Origin of the sequence: Pseudomonas sp. NFIX49 (assembly GCF_900115915.1) — a bacterium.
Classification (GTDB): domain Bacteria; phylum Pseudomonadota; class Gammaproteobacteria; order Pseudomonadales; family Pseudomonadaceae; genus Aquipseudomonas; species Aquipseudomonas pharyngis.
This window is the reverse complement of record NZ_FOYE01000011.1, coordinates 1-19,684: the sequence shown is the minus strand read 5'-3', so window position 1 is coordinate 19,684 and position 19,684 is coordinate 1. Positions and strand designations below refer to the sequence as shown.

19 protein-coding genes and 1 riboswitch are annotated in these 19,684 nt (G+C 61.2%); of the genes, 12 read left to right on the top strand and 7 right to left on the bottom strand.

Annotated features, from left to right (window positions below; translation table 11 throughout):
* The first annotated feature begins 172 nt into the window (after window positions 1-172).
* From BMZ46_RS27165 to BMZ46_RS27150, 4 genes are all read left to right on the top strand, one after another.
* Window positions 173-1,168: an ArsR/SmtB family transcription factor gene (locus BMZ46_RS27165; protein WP_074692072.1), complete on the top strand. Its 996-nt coding sequence runs from the start codon at window positions 173-175 to the stop codon at window positions 1,166-1,168.
* Window positions 1,169-1,186: 18 nt separating this feature from the next.
* Window positions 1,187-2,377: a methionine adenosyltransferase gene (metK, locus tag BMZ46_RS27160; protein WP_011336330.1), complete on the top strand. Its 1,191-nt coding sequence runs from the start codon at window positions 1,187-1,189 to the stop codon at window positions 2,375-2,377.
* 143 nt (window positions 2,378-2,520) lie between these two features.
* Window positions 2,521-4,197, top strand: a complete 1,677-nt coding sequence (gene ligB / locus BMZ46_RS27155) for an NAD-dependent DNA ligase LigB (protein WP_074692069.1) — start codon at window positions 2,521-2,523, stop codon at window positions 4,195-4,197.
* 97 nt (window positions 4,198-4,294) lie between these two features.
* Window positions 4,295-4,690: a DUF1090 domain-containing protein gene (locus BMZ46_RS27150; protein ID WP_039767970.1), complete on the top strand. Its 396-nt coding sequence runs from the start codon at window positions 4,295-4,297 to the stop codon at window positions 4,688-4,690.
* Window positions 4,691-4,732: 42 nt separating this feature from the next.
* On the opposite strand, the gene BMZ46_RS27145 is transcribed toward BMZ46_RS27150, so the two are convergent.
* Window positions 4,733-5,182, bottom strand: coding sequence for a c-type cytochrome (locus tag BMZ46_RS27145; RefSeq protein WP_074692066.1), 450 nt, complete (start codon window positions 5,180-5,182; stop codon window positions 4,733-4,735).
* Between the two features lie 128 nt (window positions 5,183-5,310).
* Here BMZ46_RS27145 and BMZ46_RS27140 point away from each other — a divergent pair, with 128 nt between their 5' ends.
* Entirely contained in the window at window positions 5,311-6,483 is a 1,173-nt protein-coding gene (locus BMZ46_RS27140) for a murein transglycosylase A (protein WP_074692063.1), read from the top strand.
* Between the two features lie 49 nt (window positions 6,484-6,532).
* Here the strand turns inward: BMZ46_RS27140 and BMZ46_RS27135 are convergent, their stop codons facing one another.
* Together BMZ46_RS27135 and BMZ46_RS27130 are read right to left on the bottom strand one after the other, a co-directional pair.
* The gene (locus BMZ46_RS27135; protein ID WP_039767967.1) at window positions 6,533-6,916 is read right to left on the bottom strand and encodes an MAPEG family protein; all 384 of its coding nucleotides are present in this window, start codon (window positions 6,914-6,916) and stop codon (window positions 6,533-6,535) included.
* Window positions 6,917-6,955: 39 nt separating this feature from the next.
* A complete protein-coding gene (locus BMZ46_RS27130; RefSeq protein WP_074692060.1) occupies window positions 6,956-7,789 on the bottom strand; it encodes an EamA family transporter in 834 nt (277 codons plus the stop codon).
* 219 nt (window positions 7,790-8,008) lie between these two features.
* Between BMZ46_RS27130 and BMZ46_RS27125 the strand changes: the two genes are divergently transcribed.
* Both BMZ46_RS27125 and BMZ46_RS27120 read left to right on the top strand, forming a co-directional pair.
* Window positions 8,009-9,178: an MFS transporter gene (locus tag BMZ46_RS27125; RefSeq protein ID WP_007959692.1), complete on the top strand. Its 1,170-nt coding sequence runs from the start codon at window positions 8,009-8,011 to the stop codon at window positions 9,176-9,178.
* A gap of 105 nt (window positions 9,179-9,283) precedes the next feature.
* The gene (locus tag BMZ46_RS27120) at window positions 9,284-10,549 is read left to right on the top strand and encodes a cation:proton antiporter (RefSeq protein ID WP_039767965.1); all 1,266 of its coding nucleotides are present in this window, start codon (window positions 9,284-9,286) and stop codon (window positions 10,547-10,549) included.
* Here BMZ46_RS27120 and BMZ46_RS27115 read toward each other — a convergent pair whose 3' ends face one another.
* The gene (locus BMZ46_RS27115) at window positions 10,550-11,455 is read right to left on the bottom strand and encodes a formate/nitrite transporter family protein (protein WP_074692057.1); all 906 of its coding nucleotides are present in this window, start codon (window positions 11,453-11,455) and stop codon (window positions 10,550-10,552) included.
* 73 nt (window positions 11,456-11,528) lie between these two features.
* Window positions 11,529-11,936, bottom strand: coding sequence for an acyl-CoA thioesterase (locus tag BMZ46_RS27110; protein WP_011336338.1), 408 nt, complete (start codon window positions 11,934-11,936; stop codon window positions 11,529-11,531).
* A gap of 192 nt (window positions 11,937-12,128) precedes the next feature.
* Window positions 12,129-12,227: riboswitch (S-adenosyl-L-homocysteine riboswitch) on the top strand.
* A 22-nt stretch (window positions 12,228-12,249) separates the two neighbouring features.
* On the opposite strand from BMZ46_RS27110, the gene ahcY reads away from it, so the two are divergent.
* The 4 genes from ahcY (at window position 12,250) to BMZ46_RS27090 (ending at window position 17,758) form a co-directional block, all read left to right on the top strand.
* Window positions 12,250-13,659: an adenosylhomocysteinase gene (gene ahcY / locus BMZ46_RS27105; protein ID WP_039767963.1), complete on the top strand. Its 1,410-nt coding sequence runs from the start codon at window positions 12,250-12,252 to the stop codon at window positions 13,657-13,659.
* Window positions 13,660-13,854: 195 nt separating this feature from the next.
* The gene (metF, locus tag BMZ46_RS27100; protein ID WP_007959683.1) at window positions 13,855-14,700 is read left to right on the top strand and encodes a methylenetetrahydrofolate reductase [NAD(P)H]; all 846 of its coding nucleotides are present in this window, start codon (window positions 13,855-13,857) and stop codon (window positions 14,698-14,700) included.
* 148 nt (window positions 14,701-14,848) lie between these two features.
* Window positions 14,849-15,661: a substrate-binding periplasmic protein gene (locus BMZ46_RS27095; protein ID WP_039767962.1), complete on the top strand. Its 813-nt coding sequence runs from the start codon at window positions 14,849-14,851 to the stop codon at window positions 15,659-15,661.
* 222 nt (window positions 15,662-15,883) lie between these two features.
* Window positions 15,884-17,758 (top strand): RNA helicase RhlE2, encoded by a 1,875-nt coding sequence (locus BMZ46_RS27090; RefSeq protein WP_074692054.1) that lies wholly within the window; start codon window positions 15,884-15,886, stop codon window positions 17,756-17,758.
* A gap of 138 nt (window positions 17,759-17,896) precedes the next feature.
* Here BMZ46_RS27090 and BMZ46_RS27085 read toward each other — a convergent pair whose 3' ends face one another.
* The gene (locus BMZ46_RS27085; protein WP_039768113.1) at window positions 17,897-18,490 is read right to left on the bottom strand and encodes a YceI family protein; all 594 of its coding nucleotides are present in this window, start codon (window positions 18,488-18,490) and stop codon (window positions 17,897-17,899) included.
* A gap of 32 nt (window positions 18,491-18,522) precedes the next feature.
* A complete protein-coding gene (locus BMZ46_RS27080) occupies window positions 18,523-19,074 on the bottom strand; it encodes a cytochrome b (RefSeq protein ID WP_074692051.1) in 552 nt (183 codons plus the stop codon).
* Between the two features lie 323 nt (window positions 19,075-19,397).
* Between BMZ46_RS27080 and BMZ46_RS27075 the strand changes: the two genes are divergently transcribed.
* Window positions 19,398-19,684 (top strand): helix-turn-helix domain-containing protein (locus BMZ46_RS27075; protein WP_139184879.1); only part of this gene is annotated, 287 nt, incomplete at its 3' end.

Genomic DNA, 19,684 nt, shown 5'->3' with positions numbered 1-19,684 from the left:
GTTTTTCCATTGGATAACATCGGTTTCGGTTGGTGAAACCTTTCCGCTGTTCGTTTGTAGAGTTGACCGGGCAGTGAGAAGTGCAATCGAATGCGCCATCCATCGAGCAATATCAAAACTTTTTGATATAGACCTTGCGGTGCTTCCGGGCCGTCACTAGACTGCCAGCCCTATGAACTTACGCGTGCCTTCCATTCGCCATGACGATTGCGACGAGCTGGCGGCCCTGTGCAAGGCCGGCGGCGATCCGCTGCGGCTGAATGTATTGCGTGCCCTGGCCAACGACTCGTTCGGCGTACTGGAACTGGCGCAGATTTTCGGTATCGGCCAGTCCGGCATGAGCCATCACCTTAAAGTGCTGGCGCAGGCGGATCTGGTGGCGACTCGCCGCGAAGGCAATGCGGTGTTCTATCGCCGCGCCCTGCCCCACACCGAGTTGCTGGGAGGCAAGTTGCACGCTGCATTGTTAGAAGAAGTCGACAATCTGGCGCTGCCGGCCGACGTGGAAACCCGGATCGCACTGGTTCACGGGCAACGCGCGGCCAACAGCCAGGACTTTTTCGCAAGGGTTGCAGAGAAATTCCGCGCCCAGCAGGATTTGATTGCCGGCCTGCCGCAGTACCGTGAAAGCGTGCTGGCCCTGCTCGACAAACTGAATTTCGATGGCGCAGCCACGGCCATTGAAGTCGGCCCCGGCGATGGTGCATTCCTGCCGGAACTGGCGCGTCGCTTCGACACCGTAACCGCACTGGACAACAGCGCGGCGATGCTCGAACTGGCTCGCCAGGTATGTGAACGTGAACAGCTGGCTAACGTCAGCCTGCAATTGGCCGATGCATTGAATGGCGTGAGCCTTCAGGCCGATTGCGTGGTGTTGAACATGGTGTTGCACCATTTCGCCGCGCCGGCCGAAGCGCTCAAGCACATGGCCAGCCTGCTGCAACCGGGCGGTAGCCTGCTCGTGACAGAGTTATGTAGCCACAACCAGAGTTGGGCCAGGGAGGCCTGCGGTGATCTGTGGTTGGGGTTTGAACAGGACGATCTGGCCCGTTGGGCCACCGCTGCGGGACTCGTTCCCGGGGAAAGCCTCTATGTAGGCTTACGTAATGGTTTCCAGATCCAGGTTCGCCATTTTCAGCGACCGGCTGGCGACACTCACCATCGGTAAATTCAGGAAAACATCGAGATGAGCGAATACTCCCTCTTCACCTCCGAGTCCGTGTCTGAAGGACATCCGGACAAAATCGCCGACCAGATTTCCGATGCAGTGCTGGACGCCATCATTGCCCAGGACAAGCACGCACGCGTTGCGGTGGAAACCCTGGTCAAGACTGGCGTGGCCATCGTTGCCGGTGAAGTGACCACTAGCGCCTGGGTCGACCTGGAGCAGATCGTTCGTGACGTGATTTGCGACATCGGCTACACCAGCTCCGACGTCGGCTTCGACGGCGCGACCTGCGGCGTGATGAACATCATCGGCAAGCAGTCCCCTGACATCAACCAGGGTGTTGACCGTGCCAAGCCTGAAGATCAGGGCGCCGGCGACCAGGGCCTGATGTTCGGCTACGCCAGCAACGAAACCGACGTGCTGATGCCGGCACCGATCACCTTCTCGCACCAGTTGGTGCAGCGTCAGGCCGAAGCCCGCAAGTCGGGTCTGCTGCCTTGGCTGCGTCCGGACGCCAAGTCGCAAGTGACCTGCCGTTATGAAGGCGGCAAGGTTGTCGGTATCGACGCCGTGGTTCTGTCGACCCAGCACAACCCTGAAGTGTCGTACAACGACCTGCGCGAAGGCGTGATGGAGCTGATCGTCAAGCACGTGCTGCCTGCCGAACTGCTGAGCAAGGACACCCAGTTCCACATCAACCCGACCGGCCAGTTCATCATTGGCGGCCCGGTAGGTGACTGCGGCCTGACCGGTCGCAAGATCATCGTCGACAGCTACGGCGGCATGGCCCGTCACGGCGGCGGCGCGTTCTCCGGCAAGGATCCATCCAAGGTTGACCGTTCGGCTGCCTACGCTGGCCGTTATGTTGCCAAGAACATCGTGGCTGCCGGCCTGGCCGAGCGTTGCGAGATCCAGGTTTCCTACGCGATCGGTGTGGCCCAGCCTACCTCGATCTCGCTGAACACCTTCGGCACCGGCAAGATCAGCGATGACAAGATCATCAAACTGGTCCGCGAAGTGTTCGACCTGCGTCCATACGCGATCACCACCATGCTGGACCTGCTGCACCCGATGTACCAGGAAACCGCAGCCTACGGCCACTTCGGCCGCGCTCCGCAGACCAAGACCGTTGGCGAAGACACCTTCTCCACGTTCACCTGGGAAAAAACCGACCGCGCCGACGCTCTGCGTTCCGCTGCCGGCCTGTAATTTTCCTGGCGGTACAAGAAGCCCCGCACGGTTCGCCGTGCGGGGCTTTTTCATGGCCGCGAAACAACCGGCAAAACAGCCGCCCGGCCCGCTTCAAAATCCCGGCTAGCCTTCAGGTATCTCTCTGAGCAAGGACGCTCACGATGCTTGCCACACTGCGCCTGTTTTTGTTTTTCCTGCCGTTTTTCCACCTCAACACCTTCGCTGCCGACTGCCCCGACTGGGCCGCCGCCCGGGCTTCGAGCGAAGTCGCCGCCCTGCAACAACAGATCGACCGCTGGGACGACGCCTATCATCGCGAAGGTCGCTCGGTAATCGCCGATGAGCTCTACGATCAGTCCCGCCTTCGCCTGAACCAATGGCGCCAGTGCTTCAAACTTCCTTCACCGCCCGAGCCGTTGCGCACCGCATCAGGCCCGGTTGCGCACCCGGTCGCTCACACCGGTCTGGACAAGCTTCACGACGCGGCGGACATCGCGACCTGGCTGCGCGACCGCCAAAACGTCTGGGTACAACCCAAGGTCGATGGCGTGGCGGTCACCCTGATCTATCGCAACGGCCGACTGCATCAGGCGATCAGTCGCGGGGATGGGGTTCGCGGGCAGGACTGGACCGTATCGGCAAAAAGGATCGGAGCCATTCCGCAACAGCTGACGCAACCGCAGGACATGCTGGTGCAAGGCGAACTCTACTGGCGTTTGAACGGACATACACAGGCACGTGCCGGCAGCGCCAACGCCCGCGCCACCGTGGCCGGGCTGCTGGGGCGCAAGGATCTCGACGCGGAACACGCCGCCGGCATCGGGCTGTTTGTCTGGGACTGGCCGCAAGGGCCGAAGGACTTGCCGGAGCGAATCGCGGCGCTGACGCAGTTCGGTTTTCCCACCACGGAGCCCTACACCCAGGCCGTCGCCAGCCTGAACGAAGCGCAACACTGGCGCGATCACTGGTATCGCTCGCCACTGCCATTTGCCACGGACGGAGTGGTTCTGCGCCAAAGCCTGCGGCCACCGGCAGAGCGCTGGCAAGCTCGTCCGCCCTATTGGGCTGTCGCCTGGAAATACCCTTTTGCCCAGGCGCTGGCCGATGTGCGCAAAGTAAATTTCAAGATCGGCCGCACCGGGCGCATCACGCCGGTGCTTGAACTGTCGCCGGTGATGCTCGATGACCGGCAGATCAAACGGGTCAGCGTCAGTTCGCTCAGACGCTGGCAGGAACTGGACATTCGCCCCGGCGATCAGGTGGCAATCAGCCTGGCCGGGCTGACGATTCCGCGCCTCGACAGCGTGGTGCTGCGCAGCACTGAACGCGTGGATCTGAACGTTCCGCTCGCCAGCGACTTTCACGCCCTGAGCTGCTGGCAACCGACGCCGGGCTGCGAAAGCCAGTTCCTCGCCCGCCTGACCTGGCTCAGCGGCAAGCAGGGACTGGCCCTGCCCCATGTCGGTCGCGGCACCTGGGAGAAACTTCTGGAAACAGGCCGCCTGAACAGCCTGCTGGATTGGTTGACCCTCGACGGGCCGGAGCTTGCTAACATTGCCGGTCTCGGCGAGCGCAGCAGCGCCCGCCTGCTGCACAGTTTTCACAGCGCCCGCCAACGGCCGTTCCTGCAGTGGCTCAAAGCCCTGGGGCTGCCACCGACCGGTCAGGCAACACTTGCCGATTCATGGCAGGCGCTGGCACAACGCAACACCGAACAATGGCAGGCAGAAGCCGGAATCGGCCCGGGTCGCGCGGCGCAATTGAGCGCCTTTTTTCGTGACCCGCAGGTACTGGCCCTGAGTGAAACCTTGCAAGCCGCCGGCGTCGACGGCTTCTGAACACGCAATCCCCGGCCCGCCGGGAACCCAAGTCCGCCGGAGCGCTCCAACAGCGCAGTGCTTCACCGATACGATTGCCTTTGCACATGGAGCTTTTATGAAATTTCTCGCACCGCTCGCCCTGCTGTCTTTCTGCGCAGTCCTCGCCGCCCCCGTGATGGCCGACGAAGACGCGCCGGGCCTGACCGGTTGTGCTGCCAAGAAGCAGGGCATCATCAATCAGATCGAACAGGCCAAGTCCCGCGGCAATGCCGACCAGCAGGCCGGCCTCGAAACAGCCCTGCGCGAAGTCACCGAACACTGCACCGACGCCGGCCTGAAGAAAGAGCGGGAAAACAAGGTACTCGACGCCAAGCACGAAGTGAGCAGGCGTCAGGCTGATCTGGACAAGGCCATGAAGAAGGGCGATCCGGAGAAGATCGACAAGCGCAAGAACAAGCTCGCCGAATCGCGCAAGGAATTGCAGGACGCGCTGGACGAACTCGACAAGTAAGAAAGCCGGGGATCACGGCCAAAGGCTGTGATCCCTTGAACATCAGTGGTCGCGAAACTCTTTATGGCAGGCACTGCAGGCATCTTCGACTTTCTGCACCGCCGGCCCCAGGTTACTGGCCTTGTAGGGTTGAACCTTGCTGGCGATCACCAGTTCACCAGTGGCCGCTTCAAGGGTACGGGCCATTTCCTGGAAGCGGGCCTGTTTCTGCCAGACATCGTCCTTGGCGCTGGTGTGATCTTCTTCGCGCACCTGCGGGAAATGTTTCCACGGCTCATGGGACAACGCATCGAGCTTGACCGCGCCTTCGGCGAATTTCGCTCCGTCGAACGGGATGCGCCCACGCAACATGCCACCCAAGTCTTCGCCGGTCTTGAGCATCTGCTTGAAGATCGCCTTGCGCTGGCCCAGCGGGGAATTCGGGTCGACACCGCCACAGGCGGACAAGGTCAGACAGGCCAGCAATACAACAGAAATTCTTTTAAGAGTCATGGTGGCTTCAGGTCACGGAAATCGGCGGCCAGTATCCTCGGGTCACCGCCAAACACCAATAGCCCTATTAACAATAAGGGTTGCTTGAGCGCATGGAGCACTTCTGCAACCGGCACAGGAAATTCTCCATGAACAGCCGTTTCAAGGCCTGGCGTCATCCGCTCATCGCGACCCTCCCGTTGCTGGCAATCCTCGCCGGCTGCACCGGTGGCGACAGCGCCAAGCCGAAAACCCACGCCCTGGCCACGTATTCCAGTGCCACCTGGGAAGCCTTGCCGGCGGTGTCCGATAGCGATCTGGTGGCCGGCTTCGGCTCCTGGCGCAGCGCCTGCACCCGGCTCAAGGCTGACCCGGTCTGGGGCCCGACCTGTGCAGCCGCCGCCAATGTCCCGCAAAGTGCCGGCGACATCCGCGCCTTCCTCAAGCAGAACCTCGACGTGTTCGGCCTGCGCGCCGAAAACGACAATCCCAACGGCCTGATCACCGGCTACTACGAACCGGTCTATCCCGGCAGCCTGACGCAAACCGCCACCGCCAACGTGCCGGTGTATGGCGTGCCCGAAGACATGATCATTGTCTCGCTGGACAGTATTTACCCGGAACTCAAAGGCAAGCGCCTGCGCGGCCGCCTCGAAGGTCGCGTGCTCAAGCCTTACGACGATGCGGCGACCATCGAAAGCCAAGGCGTCAAGGCGCCGGTCGTGGCCTGGCTGACCGACCCGATGAACCTGCAATTCCTGCAGATTCAGGGGTCGGGGCGAATTCAGACCGATGACGGCCGACAACTGCGCATCGCCTACGCCGACCAGAATGGTCACCCGTACCGACCGATCGGCCGCTGGCTGGTGGAACAGGGCGAGCTGAAAAAAGAAGAAGTGACCATGAGTGCGATCAGCAACTGGGCCAAGGCCAACCCGTCGCGCATTCCGGAACTGCTGGCGAGCAACCCGAGCTACGTGTTTTTCACCCGCAACCCGGACAGCAACGAAGGGCCGCGCGGCTCGCTGAACGTGCCGTTGACCGCCGGTTACAGCGCGGCTGTGGACCGCAAGGTGATTCCGCTGGGCAGCCTGTTGTGGCTGTCGACCACTCGCCCCGACGGCACGCCGCTGGTGCGCCCGGTGGCTGCTCAGGACACCGGCGGCGCGATTGCCGGTGAGGTTCGCGCGGATCTGTTCTGGGGCACCGGCGATGCCGCCGGGCAACTGGCGGGCGACATGAAGCAGCAAGGGCAGATCTGGATGCTCTGGCCGAAAGGTGCGGCGTTGCCGCAAGTGCCGCAGGTTGCCGACAAGCCGTAAGCACAATGCAAAAGATCGCAGGCCTCGTCAGCCTGCGATCTTTTCAGGTTCAGATCGAAACGAAGAAGAAGCTGGCAATCAGCACCATCCCGACAAACCAGACCAGCGAGCGCAAAGCCGCCCAGTCCGCCAGATAGCAAATGATGTAGAGCAGGCGACTGGTGATGAACAGCACCGCCAGCACATTGACCGTCACCAGCTCTGCCGTGCCCACCAGGTGCGCGACGATCACCGCCGCCGCAAACGCCGGGGTCACTTCAAAACTGTTCAGTTGCGCCGCATGGGCACGGCGCGCCACGCCATCCACGCTGTCCAGAAAGTCCCGGGGATCATGATTGTCCCGCAGTCTGAAACCACCCGAGGCCTTGGCCACGACGGTGCACAGATAGGGCAGAAAAATCGCGATCAACACACACCACAAAGCCACCGTCATAACACCGTCCTTCTTTCGAGTTTTAGAGTTGCCGGGCGCTCAGAACTTCATCACCAACATACCGATCAGCACCAGCCCACAGGCTAAGAGCCGCGGCCGGCCGAAAGGTTCTTTCAGGTAACGCATGCCGAACAGCACCACCAGGATCACGCTGATTTCACGCAACGCCGCCGCTTCGGCAATCGAGCCCAACTGCATCGCCCACAGCACCAGAGCGTAGCTGAACAACACGCAGAACCCGACCGCCAATCCCAGCTTCCATTGCTCGCGCCAGAACAGCTTGAACGCCGGCCGCTTGGCCACCCACGCCAGCAACGGGAACGGCCAGGCACTGAGCAGCGTGACCCAGACCAGGTAATCCAGCGGATGCGACCAGCGCCGCAACGCCTGACCGTCGATGTAGGTGTAGCAACCGATGCACAAGCCGATCAGCGCCACCACCGGCAGCATCGCCCACGGCAAATGTTTCCCGCCGCCGCCCTGCCAGAGCAGGCAAGCTATGCCCAGCGGGATCAACAGGATTCCGAAGATTTGCTGGGTGGTCAGCACTTCGCCGGCGAAGATCAGGGTCAGCGCCAGTACCACCAGTGGCGACAATCCGCGCATCAACGGATAGACCAGCCCCAGGTCGCCGACCCGATAGGCCTGGATCAACAGATAGCGATAGAGCAGCTCGAACGCCGCCGACGCCAGAATCCACGGCCAGATTTCCGGCGGCGGCAGGCTGATGAAAGGCATCGCCAGCGCCACGAACAACAGCGCCACGGTGTCCATGCAGGCCACCACCAGCAGCCGCTCGGCGCTGAACTTGATCAACGTATTCCACGCTGCGTGCAACAGCGCCGCCACCAACACCAGAGCTGTCGCCAGCACGTGCCACTCCTTTGTTCTTGTTGTTGAACCTGAGCCAATTAGTCAGATTATTGATTCGCGATGTGTCAGCAGCTGTTTATACTGCAAGCGACCACGCCGCACTCAGTTGCGCACAGATAAATTCCAATAATTCCTGCCTGCCCCGTTCTCGCCCGAGACCGGTCGCCGGCCTGCGTATGCCTGATCAAAGCGTCAAGACTACCGACAGAGACCTTGCGCATGCCACTCGCTTTGCTTGCCCTCGCTGTTGCCGCTTTCGGCATCGGCACCACTGAATTCGTCATCATGGGCCTGCTGCCCGATGTCGCCCGCGACCTCGCGGTGAGCATTCCCCACGCCGGCCTGTTGATCACCGGCTACGCCCTGGGGGTGGTGTTCGGTGCGCCAATTCTGGCGATCGGCACCGCCAACATGCCGCGCAAGGCCACGCTGCTGGGCATGACGCTGATGTTCATCCTCGGCAACGTGCTGTGCGCGCTGGCACCTAACTACGCAACGCTGATGGCGGCGCGAGTGGTCACCGCGCTGTGCCACGGCGCGTTCTTCGGCATCGGTTCGGTGGTGGCCGCCGGGCTGGTCGCACCGAACAAGCGGGCGCAGGCGATTGCCATGATGTTCACCGGCCTGACCCTGGCCAACGTTCTCGGCGTACCGCTGGGCACGGCGCTCGGCCAGTACGCCGGCTGGCGCTCGACCTTCTGGGCGGTCTCGGTGATCGGTGTGATCGCCGCCCTCGCCCAATGGCTGTGGTTGCCGAAACATATCCCGATGGACAAGGCCAACCTCGCCAGCGAGTTCAAGGTGCTGGGCAAGGTCAACGTGTTGCTGGCACTGGGCATGAGCGTGCTGGCCTCCACCAGCCTGTTCAGCGTGTTCACCTACATCGCGCCGATTTTGCAGGACATCACCGGCGTCAGCCCCCACGGCGTGACGGTGATGCTGCTGTTGTTCGGTGTCGGCCTGACCGGCGGCAGCATGCTCGGCGGACGCCTGGCCGACAGTCGTCTGTTGCCGTCATTGGTGGGTGTCGCGCTGGCGGTGGTGGTGATTCTGGCGGCGTTCAGCCAGACCAGTCGCTCGGTGGTTCCGGCGGCAATCACATTGGTGCTGTGGGGGATTTTTGCCTTCGCCCTGTGCCCGATCCTGCAACTGCTGATCATCGATCAGGCTCACGAAGCACCGAACCTCGGCTCGACCCTGAACCAGAGCGCCTTCAACCTCGGCAATGCCGCCGGCGCATGGATCGGCGGGCTGGTGGTGGCCAGTGGCGCGGACCTGGCGGACCTGCCGTGGACCGGCGCGCTGGTAGGCGTGCTGACCGTGCTGACGGCGCTGTTTTTCATCTACCTGCAACGTCGGGGTGTCGCTGCGGTCAATGTGTCCGGCTGATTTTCCCGGGGGACACAATTGTGTCCCCACCCGGCGTCAGCCCATCCAACCCTTGCGTCCATGAACGGGCGCGCTGTCTTTCCACCCCCATCCAAAGGACCCCGGATGCTTGAACTCGTCGCCGCTTTCATCTGCCTCACCACCCTCCTCACTTTCGTGAATTTCCGCTTCATCGGCCTGCCCCCGACCATCGGCGTGATGGTTACCGCACTGATGTTTTCCCTGTTGCTGCAAGGCTTGAGCCTGCTCGGTTACCCCGGTCTGGAAGAGCGCGTGCAGCAACTGATCGGCCAGATCGACTTCGGCGATCTGCTGATGAACTGGATGCTCTCGTTCCTGCTGTTCGCCGGTGCGTTGCACGTGAACCTCAACGACCTGCGCAGTTACCGCTGGCCCATCGGCCTGCTGGCGACCTTCGGCGTACTGATCGCCACCGCCGTGATCGGCAGCCTCGCCTATTACATTTTTGCCCTGTTCGGCTGGCACGTGAGCTTCCTCTACTGCCTGTTGTTCGGCGCGCTGATTTCCCCGACCGACCCGATCGCGGTACTCGGCGTGCTGCGTACGGCCAACGCCTCGAAACCGCTGAAGACCACCATCGTCGGCGAATCGCTTTTCAACGACGGCACCGCCGTGGTGGTGTTCACCGTGCTGCTGGGCATCGCGCAACTGGGCGAAACCCCGACTGTCGGCGCCACGGCCATGCTGTTTGCCCATGAAGCCATCGGTGGCGTGCTGTTCGGCGGGCTGATCGGTTATCTGGTGTACCTGATGATCAAAAGCATTGAGCAGCATCAGATCGAAGTCATGCTGACCCTGGCCCTGGTGATCGGCGGTTCGGCGATGGCCACCGAGCTGCACGTGTCGGCGCCGATTGCGATGGTGGTCGCCGGTCTGATCATCGGCAACCTCGGTCGCAACCTGGCGATGAACGACATGACGCGCAAATACCTGGACGGTTTCTGGGAGTTGCTCGACGACATGCTCAACGCGTTGCTGTTCGCGCTGATCGGGATGGAGCTGTTGCTGCTGCCGTTCAACTGGCTGCACGTGGCGGCGGCAAGCCTGCTGGCGCTGGCGATTCTGCTGTCGCGGCTGCTCACCGTGGCCCCGGCCATCGTCTTGCTGCGGCGCTGGCGCACGGTGCCGCGCGGCACCATCCGGATCCTGACCTGGGGTGGTTTGCGCGGCGGTGTTTCGGTGGCACTGGCCCTGGCCCTGCCGCTGGGCCCGGAGCGCGATCTGCTGCTGAGCATCACTTACATCGTGGTGCTGTCGTCGATCCTGTTGCAGGGCCTGACCATCGGCAAACTGGTCAAGCACGCAACCCGCGACGAGCCGGTGACCGCTGCCGAGCCGGCGCACCACTGATCATTTTTTGATCTGCTGCGGATCGGGCTTTTCGGCCTGATCCGCAGATTCCTTCGGCGCATCCGTTTCTTTCGGCGCGCCGCTTTCGCTGCGGATCTGCGCATGACTGATCAGGGCAAAGATGAAACTGCCGCCGATGATGTTTCCCGCCAGCGTCGGCCCGGCAAACACCGCCCAGAAGTCACTCCACGGCAACTCGCCGGCAAACACCAGATACGACACCTCCGCCGACCCCACCACGATGTGAGTGAAATCGCCCAGTGCCATCAGATAGGTGATGAGGATGATGATCCACATCTTCGCGCTTTCCATGGACGGGATCATCCAGACCATGGTGGCGATCATCCAGCCCGAGACGATGCCCTTGGCGAACATCTGACTCGCATGGTTCTCCATGACCTTGCGGCCGATTTCGAGGAAGGCCTCGTCGGTCTTGCTGTCGAAGATCGGCAGTTCGAGCATCACGTACGCCACCAGAATCGTCCCGCACAGGTTGCCGAACAGCACCACGGTCCAGAGCCGGATCAACCGGCCGAAATTGGCCAGGGTCGGCTTGGTCATCACCGGCAGCACGGCGGTCAGGGTATTTTCGGTAAACAGTTGCTGGCGGGCGAGAATCACCGCGAGAAAGCCTGCGCAGTAGCCGAAGCTGGCGATCACCTTGAATTCGTCGCCCTCGGGCAGACGCGAGTTGAGCAGGCCCATGCCCATCAGCGACAGGCCCATGGTCAGCCCGGCCGCCAGCGCCGACCACCACAGCGCGGCGATGCTGCGCTCCAGTTCCTGGTCGCCCTGTTTGCGGATGATTTCATGCAGAACCGCCGCCCGGGGCGGCTGGTTTTTCTCGACTTCGTGCTGTTCCTTGGCCGAGAGATCGGGGGTCTTGCCGTCTGTTGGTGTGGTCATGGCGGGAAACCGGTGGCGGGGTCATAAGGCTACGACACGCGCCGCTCGGCTTCCGTTCGCCGGTGTGACGCGATTACTCGGTAACGGGCACGTCATCCTTGAACTGGTCTTTGACATACCTGATCTCGGTCCGCCCGTGCGGCGCCGGCAAGCCGTCTTCGCCGAGGTTGACGAAGACCATCTTCTCGACGGTCAGGATGCTCTTGCGGGTGATCTTGTTGCGCACTTCGCAGGTCAGGGTGATCGAGGTGCGGCCGAACTCGGTGGCGGTGATGCCCAGTTCGATGATGTCGCCCTGGCGCGAGGCGCTGACGAAGTTGATTTCGGAAATGTACTTGGTCACCACACGCTGGTTGCCCAGTTGAACGATGGCGTAGATCGCCGCTTCCTCGTCGATCCAGCGCAGCAGGCTGCCGCCGAACAGGGTGCCGTTGGGGTTGAGGTCTTCGGGTTTTACCCACTTGCGGGTGTGGAAATTCATGGGGGGGCGGCCTCCGAGTTGTTTGTGCAATAGGGTTACGCCCCCAGCTTCAAGCTTCAAGCGACGAGCTGCAAGTTAAAAGCCGAGCCGCTGTTACTTGTCGCTTGCGGCTTGCCACTCGCAGCTCAAAGAAAGCTATAATCGCCCCCGTTTCAAAACGGTAACCTTCACTTGATACCGTTTTCCCGCCACCTGTCCGAGGGGCGCTGCAGCAGGTTCAACCTGTCAGGCTCGGATGGGGCGTTGACCGGCTCAGGCCGGACACTAAACGCACAACGGCGCCCATTCGCATACATTACGAATGGAGGCTCTCATGAGCGCTGTTATCACGCCTGCAGATTTTAACGATTACAAAGTTGCCGACATGTCCCTGGCTGCCTGGGGCCGTCGCGAAACCATCATCGCCGAATCGGAAATGCCGGCCCTGATGGGTCTGCGCCGCAAGTACGCTTCCGAGCAGCCTTTGAAAGGCGCAAAAATCCTCGGCTGCATCCACATGACCATTCAGACCGCCGTGCTGATCGAAACCCTGGTTGCCCTGGGAGCCGAAGTGCGCTGGTCGTCCTGCAACATTTTCTCGACTCAGGATCAGGCCGCTGCTTCCATCGCCGCTGCCGGCATCCCGGTTTTCGCCTGGAAAGGCGAGACTGAAGAAGAGTACGAGTGGTGCCTGGAGCAGACCATCCTGAAAGATGGCCAGCCATGGGACGCCAACATGATCCTCGACGACGGCGGCGACCTGACCGAGCTGTTGCACAAGAAATACCCACAGGTTCTGGACCGCGTCCACGGCGTGACCGAAGAAACCACCACCGGCGTGCACCGTCTGCTGGACATGCTGGCCAAGGGCGAGCTGAAAATCCCGGCCATCAACGTCAACGACTCGGTGACCAAGTCCAAGAACGACAACAAGTACGGCTGCCGTCACAGCCTGAACGATGCCATCAAGCGCGGTACCGACCACCTGCTGTCCGGCAAGCAAGCGCTGGTCATCGGCTACGGTGACGTGGGCAAGGGTTCGGCCCAGTCCCTGCGTCAGGAAGGCATGATCGTCAAAGTCTCCGAAGTCGACCCGATCTGCGCCATGCAAGCCTGCATGGACGGTTTCGAACTGGTTTCGCCGTTCATCGACGGTATCAACGACGGCACCGAAGCGAGCATCGACAAAGCGCTGCTGGGCAAGATCGACCTGATCGTGACCACCACCGGCAACGTCAACGTTTGCGATGCAAACATGCTCAAAGCCCTGAAGAAGCGCGCCGTTGTCTGCAACATCGGTCACTTCGACAACGAAATCGACACCGCTTTCATGCGCAAGAACTGGGCATGGGAAGAAGTGAAGCCACAGGTACACAAGATCCACCGTACCGGTGCTGGCTCGTTCGACCCACAGAACGACGACTACCTGATCCTGCTGGCCGAAGGCCGTCTGGTGAACCTGGGCAACGCAACCGGTCACCCGAGCCGCATCATGGACGGTTCGTTCGCCAACCAGGTGCTGGCACAGATCTTCCTGTTCGGCCAGAAGTACGCCGACCTGTCGCCAGCCCAGAAAGCCGAGCGCCTGACCGTTGAAGTACTGCCGAAGAAACTCGACGAAGAAGTGGCCCTGGAAATGGTTCGCGGCTTCGGCGGCGTGGTCACTCAACTGACCAAGCAACAGGCTGACTACATCGGCGTGACCGTCGAAGGCCCGTTCAAGCCGCACGCTTACCGCTACTAAGAGCATAAGAGCAGCTGCGAGCTTCAAGCTTCAAGCGGCAAGCAAGGTCAAAAGCCGGACTTGCCGTACGAAGCTTGAAAGCTCTGCCCCTATTTCAAAACAGTTTCAGGCAGCAGGTTTCACGCTCGATAGATCAGCGCACCACCGCTTCTCTCGCAGCTTGTAGCTTGCCGCTCGTAACTGGAGGCTTCCTCCATGTCCCAAGACCGTCGCTACAGCTTCGAGTTCTTCCCGACCAAGACCGATGCTGGGCATGAAAAACTGCTCGCCACTGCCCGTCAGTTGGCCACTTACAACCCCGACTTCTTTTCCTGCACCTACGGCGCTGGCGGTTCGACCCGTGACCGCACGCTGAACACCGTTCTGCAGCTGGAAAGCGAAGTCAAAATCCCCGCCGCCCCGCACCTGTCGTGCGTCGGCGACAGCAAGGACGACCTGCGCGGCCTGCTGAACGAGTACAAGGCCGCCGGCATCAAGCGCATCGTCGCCCTGCGCGGTGACCTGCCGTCCGGCATGGGCATGACCAGCGGCGAGCTGCGTCACGCCAATGAACTGGTTGAATTCATTCGTGAAGAAACCGGCAATCATTTCCACATCGAAGTCGCCGCCTACCCGGAGATGCATCCGCAAGCGCGCAACTACGAAGACGATCTGGCCAACTTCGTGCGCAAGGCCCGTGCCGGCGCCGACAGCGCGATCACCCAGTACTTCTTCAACGCCGACAGCTACTTCTACTTTGTCGACCGTTTGCAGGCGCTGGGCGTGGACATTCCGGTCGTGCCGGGGATCATGCCGATCACCAACTACAGCAAACTCGCGCGTTTCTCCGATGCCTGCGGTGCGGAAATCCCGCGCTGGATCCGCAAGCAGCTGGAAGCCTACGGCGATGACAGCCAGAGCATTCAGCGTTTTGGCGAACAGGTCGTCACCGAAATGTGCGAACGCCTGCTGCAAGGCGGCGCGCCTGGCCTGCACTTCTATTCCATGAACCAGGCCGAACCGAGCCTGGCGATCTGGAACAACCTGAAGCTGCCGCGCTAAAAAGACGTAACCGCAGAACCAGAAGATCGCAGCCACGACAGTGCCTACAGCGCTTTCGCCGCTGCGATCTTTTGCTTTTAAACGCCCGAAACAGAGCTTCTGCGGCCAGTTTCTGGCTCTTTGCCGTTTCTCGTCGTAATCTCAAGCCATGCCTTTGATCACGCAGTTATTCGCCGTGCTGGTTTTTGCTTGCCTGAGCTTTGCCGCTCGGGGCGAGAAGCTGCGTATCGTCACCGAACCGTGGGCGCCGTACGTCTATGAACAAGACGGCAAGAACCTCGGTCTCGACTACGAAACCACCGCCATCGTGTTCAAGCGCCTGGGCATCGAAGTCGAATGGCAGTTCCTGCCGTGGAAACGCTGCCTGTCGATGCTCGAAACCGGCCAGGCCGACGGCGCGCTGGACATCTTCCATAGCGACGAACGCGACGCCACCCTGCTCTATCCGAGCGAACCGCTGTCGGACGTCGAGTTCGTGATGTTTTACGCCAACGACCGCCCGCACCCTTTTCGCAGCCTCGAAGACCTCAAGGGCCTGACCATCGGCACCTCACCGGGCTATCTGTACAGCCCCGACTTTCGCGAATCGACGCTGTTCACCCGCGAGCCGGCCCCGACCCACGAAGCCAATTTCGGCAAACTGGTGCGCGGGCGTATCGACCTGCTGATCACCGACCGCCGCGTGGGCCAGCATTTGCTCGATGAATTGGATATCCGCAACCAGATCACTGAAAACCCCACGGTCATCAGCCGCCAGAGCCAGTTTCTGGCCGTGCGACGCAATGCCGGAATGGATTTGCTGGTGCAGCGCTTCGGCGCCGAACTCAAGCGTTTCAAGCGCGAACCGGCCTATGCCGAGCTCAGCGCTCGCTACGGCGCGGCCCCCGCCCTGGCGGCACCGCTGGGCAACGCCACCGCCAGCGGCAAAACCGTTGAGCAGCAGGAAAGCGGCGCGCAGTGATTGCTCTGTTATACTCCGGCGTTCCCGCCAGGCTCACGCCCGGACGCCCGGAACCGTAACAGGCCTCCCGACCCGCTACAGCGCAGCTTTTCAGCCCGCGCGAGCGCTCCGGACGTGCCTTCGGAACCGCAGCAGGACCGGACGGGATTGCGTCCTCTTAAACGCCATTCGCGCCAGGCAAGACTCCCATTGGGCCAAGCCCTAACTGAAACAGGATTACTCATGTCCTTTGCTTCCCTCGGTCTCTCCGAGGCTTTGGTCCGCGCTATCGAAGATGCGGGCTATACCGAGCCTACTCCGGTGCAACAGCGGGCCATTCCCGCCGTGTTGCAAGGTCGCGACCTGATGGTTGCGGCTCAGACAGGTACTGGTAAAACCGGCGGTTTCGCCCTTCCGATCCTGGAGCGGCTGTTTCCCAACGGTCACCCGGACAAATCCCAGCGTCACGGCCCGCGCCAACCGCGCGTGCTCGTGCTGACCCCTACCCGCGAACTCGCGGCGCAGGTTCACGACAGTTTCAAGATCTACGCCCGCGACCTGAAATTCGTCAGCGCGTGCATCTTCGGCGGCGTCGGCATGAACCCGCAGGTTCAGGCCATGTCCCGTGGCGTTGACGTGCTGGTGGCGTGCCCCGGTCGTCTGCTCGACCTGTGCGGCCAGGGCAGCGTCGATCTGTCCCACGTCGAAATTCTCGTGCTCGACGAAGCCGACCGCATGCTCGACATGGGCTTCGTCCATGACGTGAAGAAAGTCCTCGCGCGTCTGCCGGCCAAGCGCCAGAACCTGCTGTTCTCGGCGACCTTCTCCAAAGACATCACCGATCTTGCCGGCAAACTGCTGCACAACCCGGAACGCATCGAAGTGACGCCGCCGAACACCACGGTCGAGCGCATCGAACAACGCGTGTTCCGTCTGCCGGCCAGCCACAAGCGTGCGCTGCTGGCCCACCTGATTACCGCCGGCGCGTGGGAACAGGTGCTGGTGTTCACCCGCACCAAGCACGGCGCCAACCGTCTGGCCGAGTACCTGGACAAACACGGCCTGCCGGCTGTGGCGATCCACGGCAACAAGAGCCAGAACGCCCGCACCAAAGCCCTGGCCGACTTCAAGGCCGGTGAAGTGCGCATCCTGGTTGCCACCGACATCGCCGCCCGTGGCCTGGACATCGACCAGTTGCCACACGTGGTCAACTTCGAACTGCCGAACGTCGATGAAGACTACGTGCACCGTATCGGCCGTACCGGCCGGGCCGGTCGTTCGGGCGAGGCGATCTCGCTGGTCGCACCGGACGAAGAAAAACTGCTGAAAAGCATCGAACGCATGACCAAGCAGAAAATCGCCGACGGCGACCTGATGGGCTTCGATGCCAGCACCATCGAGGCCGAGAAGCCGGAAGCCCGTGAACGTCCGGACATGCGCAACCCGCGCAATGCTCGTGGCCCACGCGGTGACGGTCCGAATGGCGGCGGCGGTGGCGGCGGTCGTAAAGACAAAGGCAAAGACAAGGGCAAGGGCAAGGAAAAACCGGCCGGTGAGCGTGGCGAGCGTCCAGCCCGTCAACAGAAGCCGCGTGAAGGCACTCCGGCCCGCGAACAGCGCCAGCCAAGCCAGCCGCCACGCGCCGCTGCTGACCGTGCTCCGGACGAATTCCTCGACGACGATATCGATAACTTCGGTAACCGCGTCGACTACGTGCCGAAGCAGGCTCCAACCGGTGGTCGCAACCGTCGTCCAGGCGCTCCGGCGCAAGGCGCAGGTTCGGGCGCACCCCGCGGCGGTCAGTCGCAAGGTCGCCAGAACGGCCCGCGCAACAGCAACGGCTCGAGCACCGGCACCCCGCCAGGCAAACGCAGTGGCCCACGCAACGGTGCACCGCGTGACGGTCAGGGTCGTCGCGACGAAAACTCGCGCAACCGCCGCCCGGCCCGTGACGATCAGCAACGCGCTGAACCGGCCGTGCAGAACCCGCGCAGCAGCGGGCCGAAGATCATGCACAAGGAGTCGAAAGCCGACCGCTTCCCGACGCCTGAGCAACTGGATCAACTGCCAAGCCGCCCACGCGGTGAAAAACCGGCCTTGCTGACCCGCAATCGCTGAGTTTTCGACTGCAATGAAAAATGCCCCGGCCTGAAAACCGGGGCATTTTTTGTGCGCCGCTGAAACGAAAGTGGCGGCAGGCAATTAAAAACGCCCCCGATCGCAAGACCGGGGGCGTTTTTGTATGGCCGGCGAAAATTACTTCGCTTTGACACCTTCGAACGAGATGTACAGGTCGACTTTGTCAGACTGTGGACCCAGGTCCATCATCTTGCCGAAATCAGAACGCTTGATGCTGGTAGTGCCTTCGAAGCCGGCACGGTAGCCGCCCCATGGATCCTTGCCTTCACCCAGGAAAGTGGCCTTGACCACGATCGGCTTGGTCACGCCGTGCAGGGTCAGGTCACCCGTCACGTCGGCAGTGTCTTTGCCATCGGCGTTCTTGCCGGTGGACTTGACGCTGGTGGAGACGAACTTGGCATCAGCGTATTTGCCCACGTCCAGGAAGTCTTTGCTGGAGATGTGCTTGTCACGCTCGGCGTGGTTGGTGAACACGCTGGCGGTCTTCACGTCGAACTCGATCTTGCTGTCTTCAGGCTTGGCAGCATCGAAGCTGAACTTGCCGCTGATGTCCTTGAAGGTACCGGTGATGTAGCTGTAGCCCAGGTGGCTGATCTTGAAGTCGACGAAGGCGTGCTGGCCTTCTTTGTCGACTACGTAGTCAGCGGCCATCACATTGGCGGACAGGACGGCAGAGCCGATTGCCAGAGCGGCCAGAGTCTTTTTCAACATGCTTTGTTTTCCTTTGGAGTCGAGGTTGAACATCAGGCTTTGCGTCCCAGCATTCGTGTCAGGGTCGCATCACGATCGATAAAGTGGTGCTTCAATGCTGCCAACGCATGAAGGCCGGAAAAAATTACCAGCGCCCACGCCAGCCAGAGATGAATCACACCGGCGGTATCTGCCTGATCCGGTAGTCCGGAAACCAGTGCAGGAACTTCAAACAGGCCAAACACCGGGATCCCGACACCATCTGCGGTGGAAATCAGGTAACCGGCAATCATCACGGCGAACAGAGCAAGGTAAAGAAACCCATGGCCGAACTTCGCACCGATGCGGGTCATGCGGCTGTAGCTCTGGAGCGTTGGCGGCGGTGGACTGACAAAGCGCCACAACACTCGCAACACCATTACACCCAGCAGCACCAGACCGATGCTCTTGTGCAGATCCGGCGCGTCTTTGCGCCAGGTGCTGTAGTAATCCAGCCCCACCATCCACAGACCGAGCGCGAACAGCCCGAAGACCGCCAGCGCCACACCCCAGTGCATGAAGATGCTGACCCAACCGTAGCGCGAAGAAGAGTTACGTAGCTGCATTGCCCAAATCCTGTGAGAACTGCGAACCAAGACTAGCGAGTTATCTATCGAATTAAAGCGGAAAATTTCGCTTTGAAATATCGAGAAATACGATCAAGAGTCTTGAACAGGGGAGTTAAGGAAAGATTAAAGACAAAAGTGTGACTGGAGGTTAGCTGAGAGGTCTTCAAATTTCAGTGCCCGCATTGATCCCATCGCGAGCCTGCTCGCGATGGCGATCTTTCAGGCAAAAAAAAGCGCGGCCTGAAAGCCGCGCTTTTTCATTCACCGTGTCTCGTCCTGAATAAGGTTTACACCTTCTGGCTTCTTATCAGGAGGGTGCAATGGATTCGGGCGCAAAACGCAGTCAACGCGATTACACGCTGACTTTTAAATTGTCGGTTGTCGACCAAGTCGAAAAAGGCGAGTTGAGTTATAAAGAGGCTCAACGGCGCTACGGAATTCAGGGTCGGTCGACGGTGTTGGTTTGGTTACGCAAGCATGGTCGGCAAGACTGGAGCCAAGGCGCCTCCATTCGTTCCCAAAGGAACCGACCGATGGACGAGCCCACTTTGCCCTTAACTCCCGAGCAGAGAATCAAAGAGCTTGAGGAGCAGTTGGCGCTGGCGAA

Excerpts from the sequence above, each read along its gene's own strand:
- BMZ46_RS27165 (WP_074692072.1), top strand. The coding sequence starts at position 173 with ATGAACTTACGCGTGCCTTCCATTCGCCATGACGATTGCGACGAGCTG.
- BMZ46_RS27145 (WP_074692066.1), bottom strand. The coding sequence starts at position 5,182 with ATGACTCTTAAAAGAATTTCTGTTGTATTGCTGGCCTGTCTGACCTTG.
- BMZ46_RS27115 (WP_074692057.1), bottom strand. The coding sequence starts at position 11,455 with ATGACCACACCAACAGACGGCAAGACCCCCGATCTCTCGGCCAAGGAA.
- BMZ46_RS27135 (WP_039767967.1), bottom strand. The coding sequence starts at position 6,916 with ATGACGGTGGCTTTGTGGTGTGTGTTGATCGCGATTTTTCTGCCCTAT.
- ahcY (WP_039767963.1), top strand. The coding sequence starts at position 12,250 with ATGAGCGCTGTTATCACGCCTGCAGATTTTAACGATTACAAAGTTGCC.
- BMZ46_RS27125 (WP_007959692.1), top strand. The coding sequence starts at position 8,009 with ATGCCACTCGCTTTGCTTGCCCTCGCTGTTGCCGCTTTCGGCATCGGC.
- BMZ46_RS27090 (WP_074692054.1), top strand. The coding sequence starts at position 15,884 with ATGTCCTTTGCTTCCCTCGGTCTCTCCGAGGCTTTGGTCCGCGCTATC.
- ligB (WP_074692069.1), top strand. The coding sequence starts at position 2,521 with ATGCTTGCCACACTGCGCCTGTTTTTGTTTTTCCTGCCGTTTTTCCAC.
- BMZ46_RS27085 (WP_039768113.1), bottom strand. The coding sequence starts at position 18,490 with ATGTTGAAAAAGACTCTGGCCGCTCTGGCAATCGGCTCTGCCGTCCTG.
- BMZ46_RS27120 (WP_039767965.1), top strand. The coding sequence starts at position 9,284 with ATGCTTGAACTCGTCGCCGCTTTCATCTGCCTCACCACCCTCCTCACT.
- metK (WP_011336330.1), top strand. The coding sequence starts at position 1,187 with ATGAGCGAATACTCCCTCTTCACCTCCGAGTCCGTGTCTGAAGGACAT.
- BMZ46_RS27140 (WP_074692063.1), top strand. The coding sequence starts at position 5,311 with ATGAACAGCCGTTTCAAGGCCTGGCGTCATCCGCTCATCGCGACCCTC.
- metF (WP_007959683.1), top strand. The coding sequence starts at position 13,855 with ATGTCCCAAGACCGTCGCTACAGCTTCGAGTTCTTCCCGACCAAGACC.
- BMZ46_RS27110 (WP_011336338.1), bottom strand. The coding sequence starts at position 11,936 with ATGAATTTCCACACCCGCAAGTGGGTAAAACCCGAAGACCTCAACCCC.
- BMZ46_RS27080 (WP_074692051.1), bottom strand. The coding sequence starts at position 19,074 with ATGCAGCTACGTAACTCTTCTTCGCGCTACGGTTGGGTCAGCATCTTC.
- BMZ46_RS27095 (WP_039767962.1), top strand. The coding sequence starts at position 14,849 with ATGCCTTTGATCACGCAGTTATTCGCCGTGCTGGTTTTTGCTTGCCTG.
- BMZ46_RS27150 (WP_039767970.1), top strand. The coding sequence starts at position 4,295 with ATGAAATTTCTCGCACCGCTCGCCCTGCTGTCTTTCTGCGCAGTCCTC.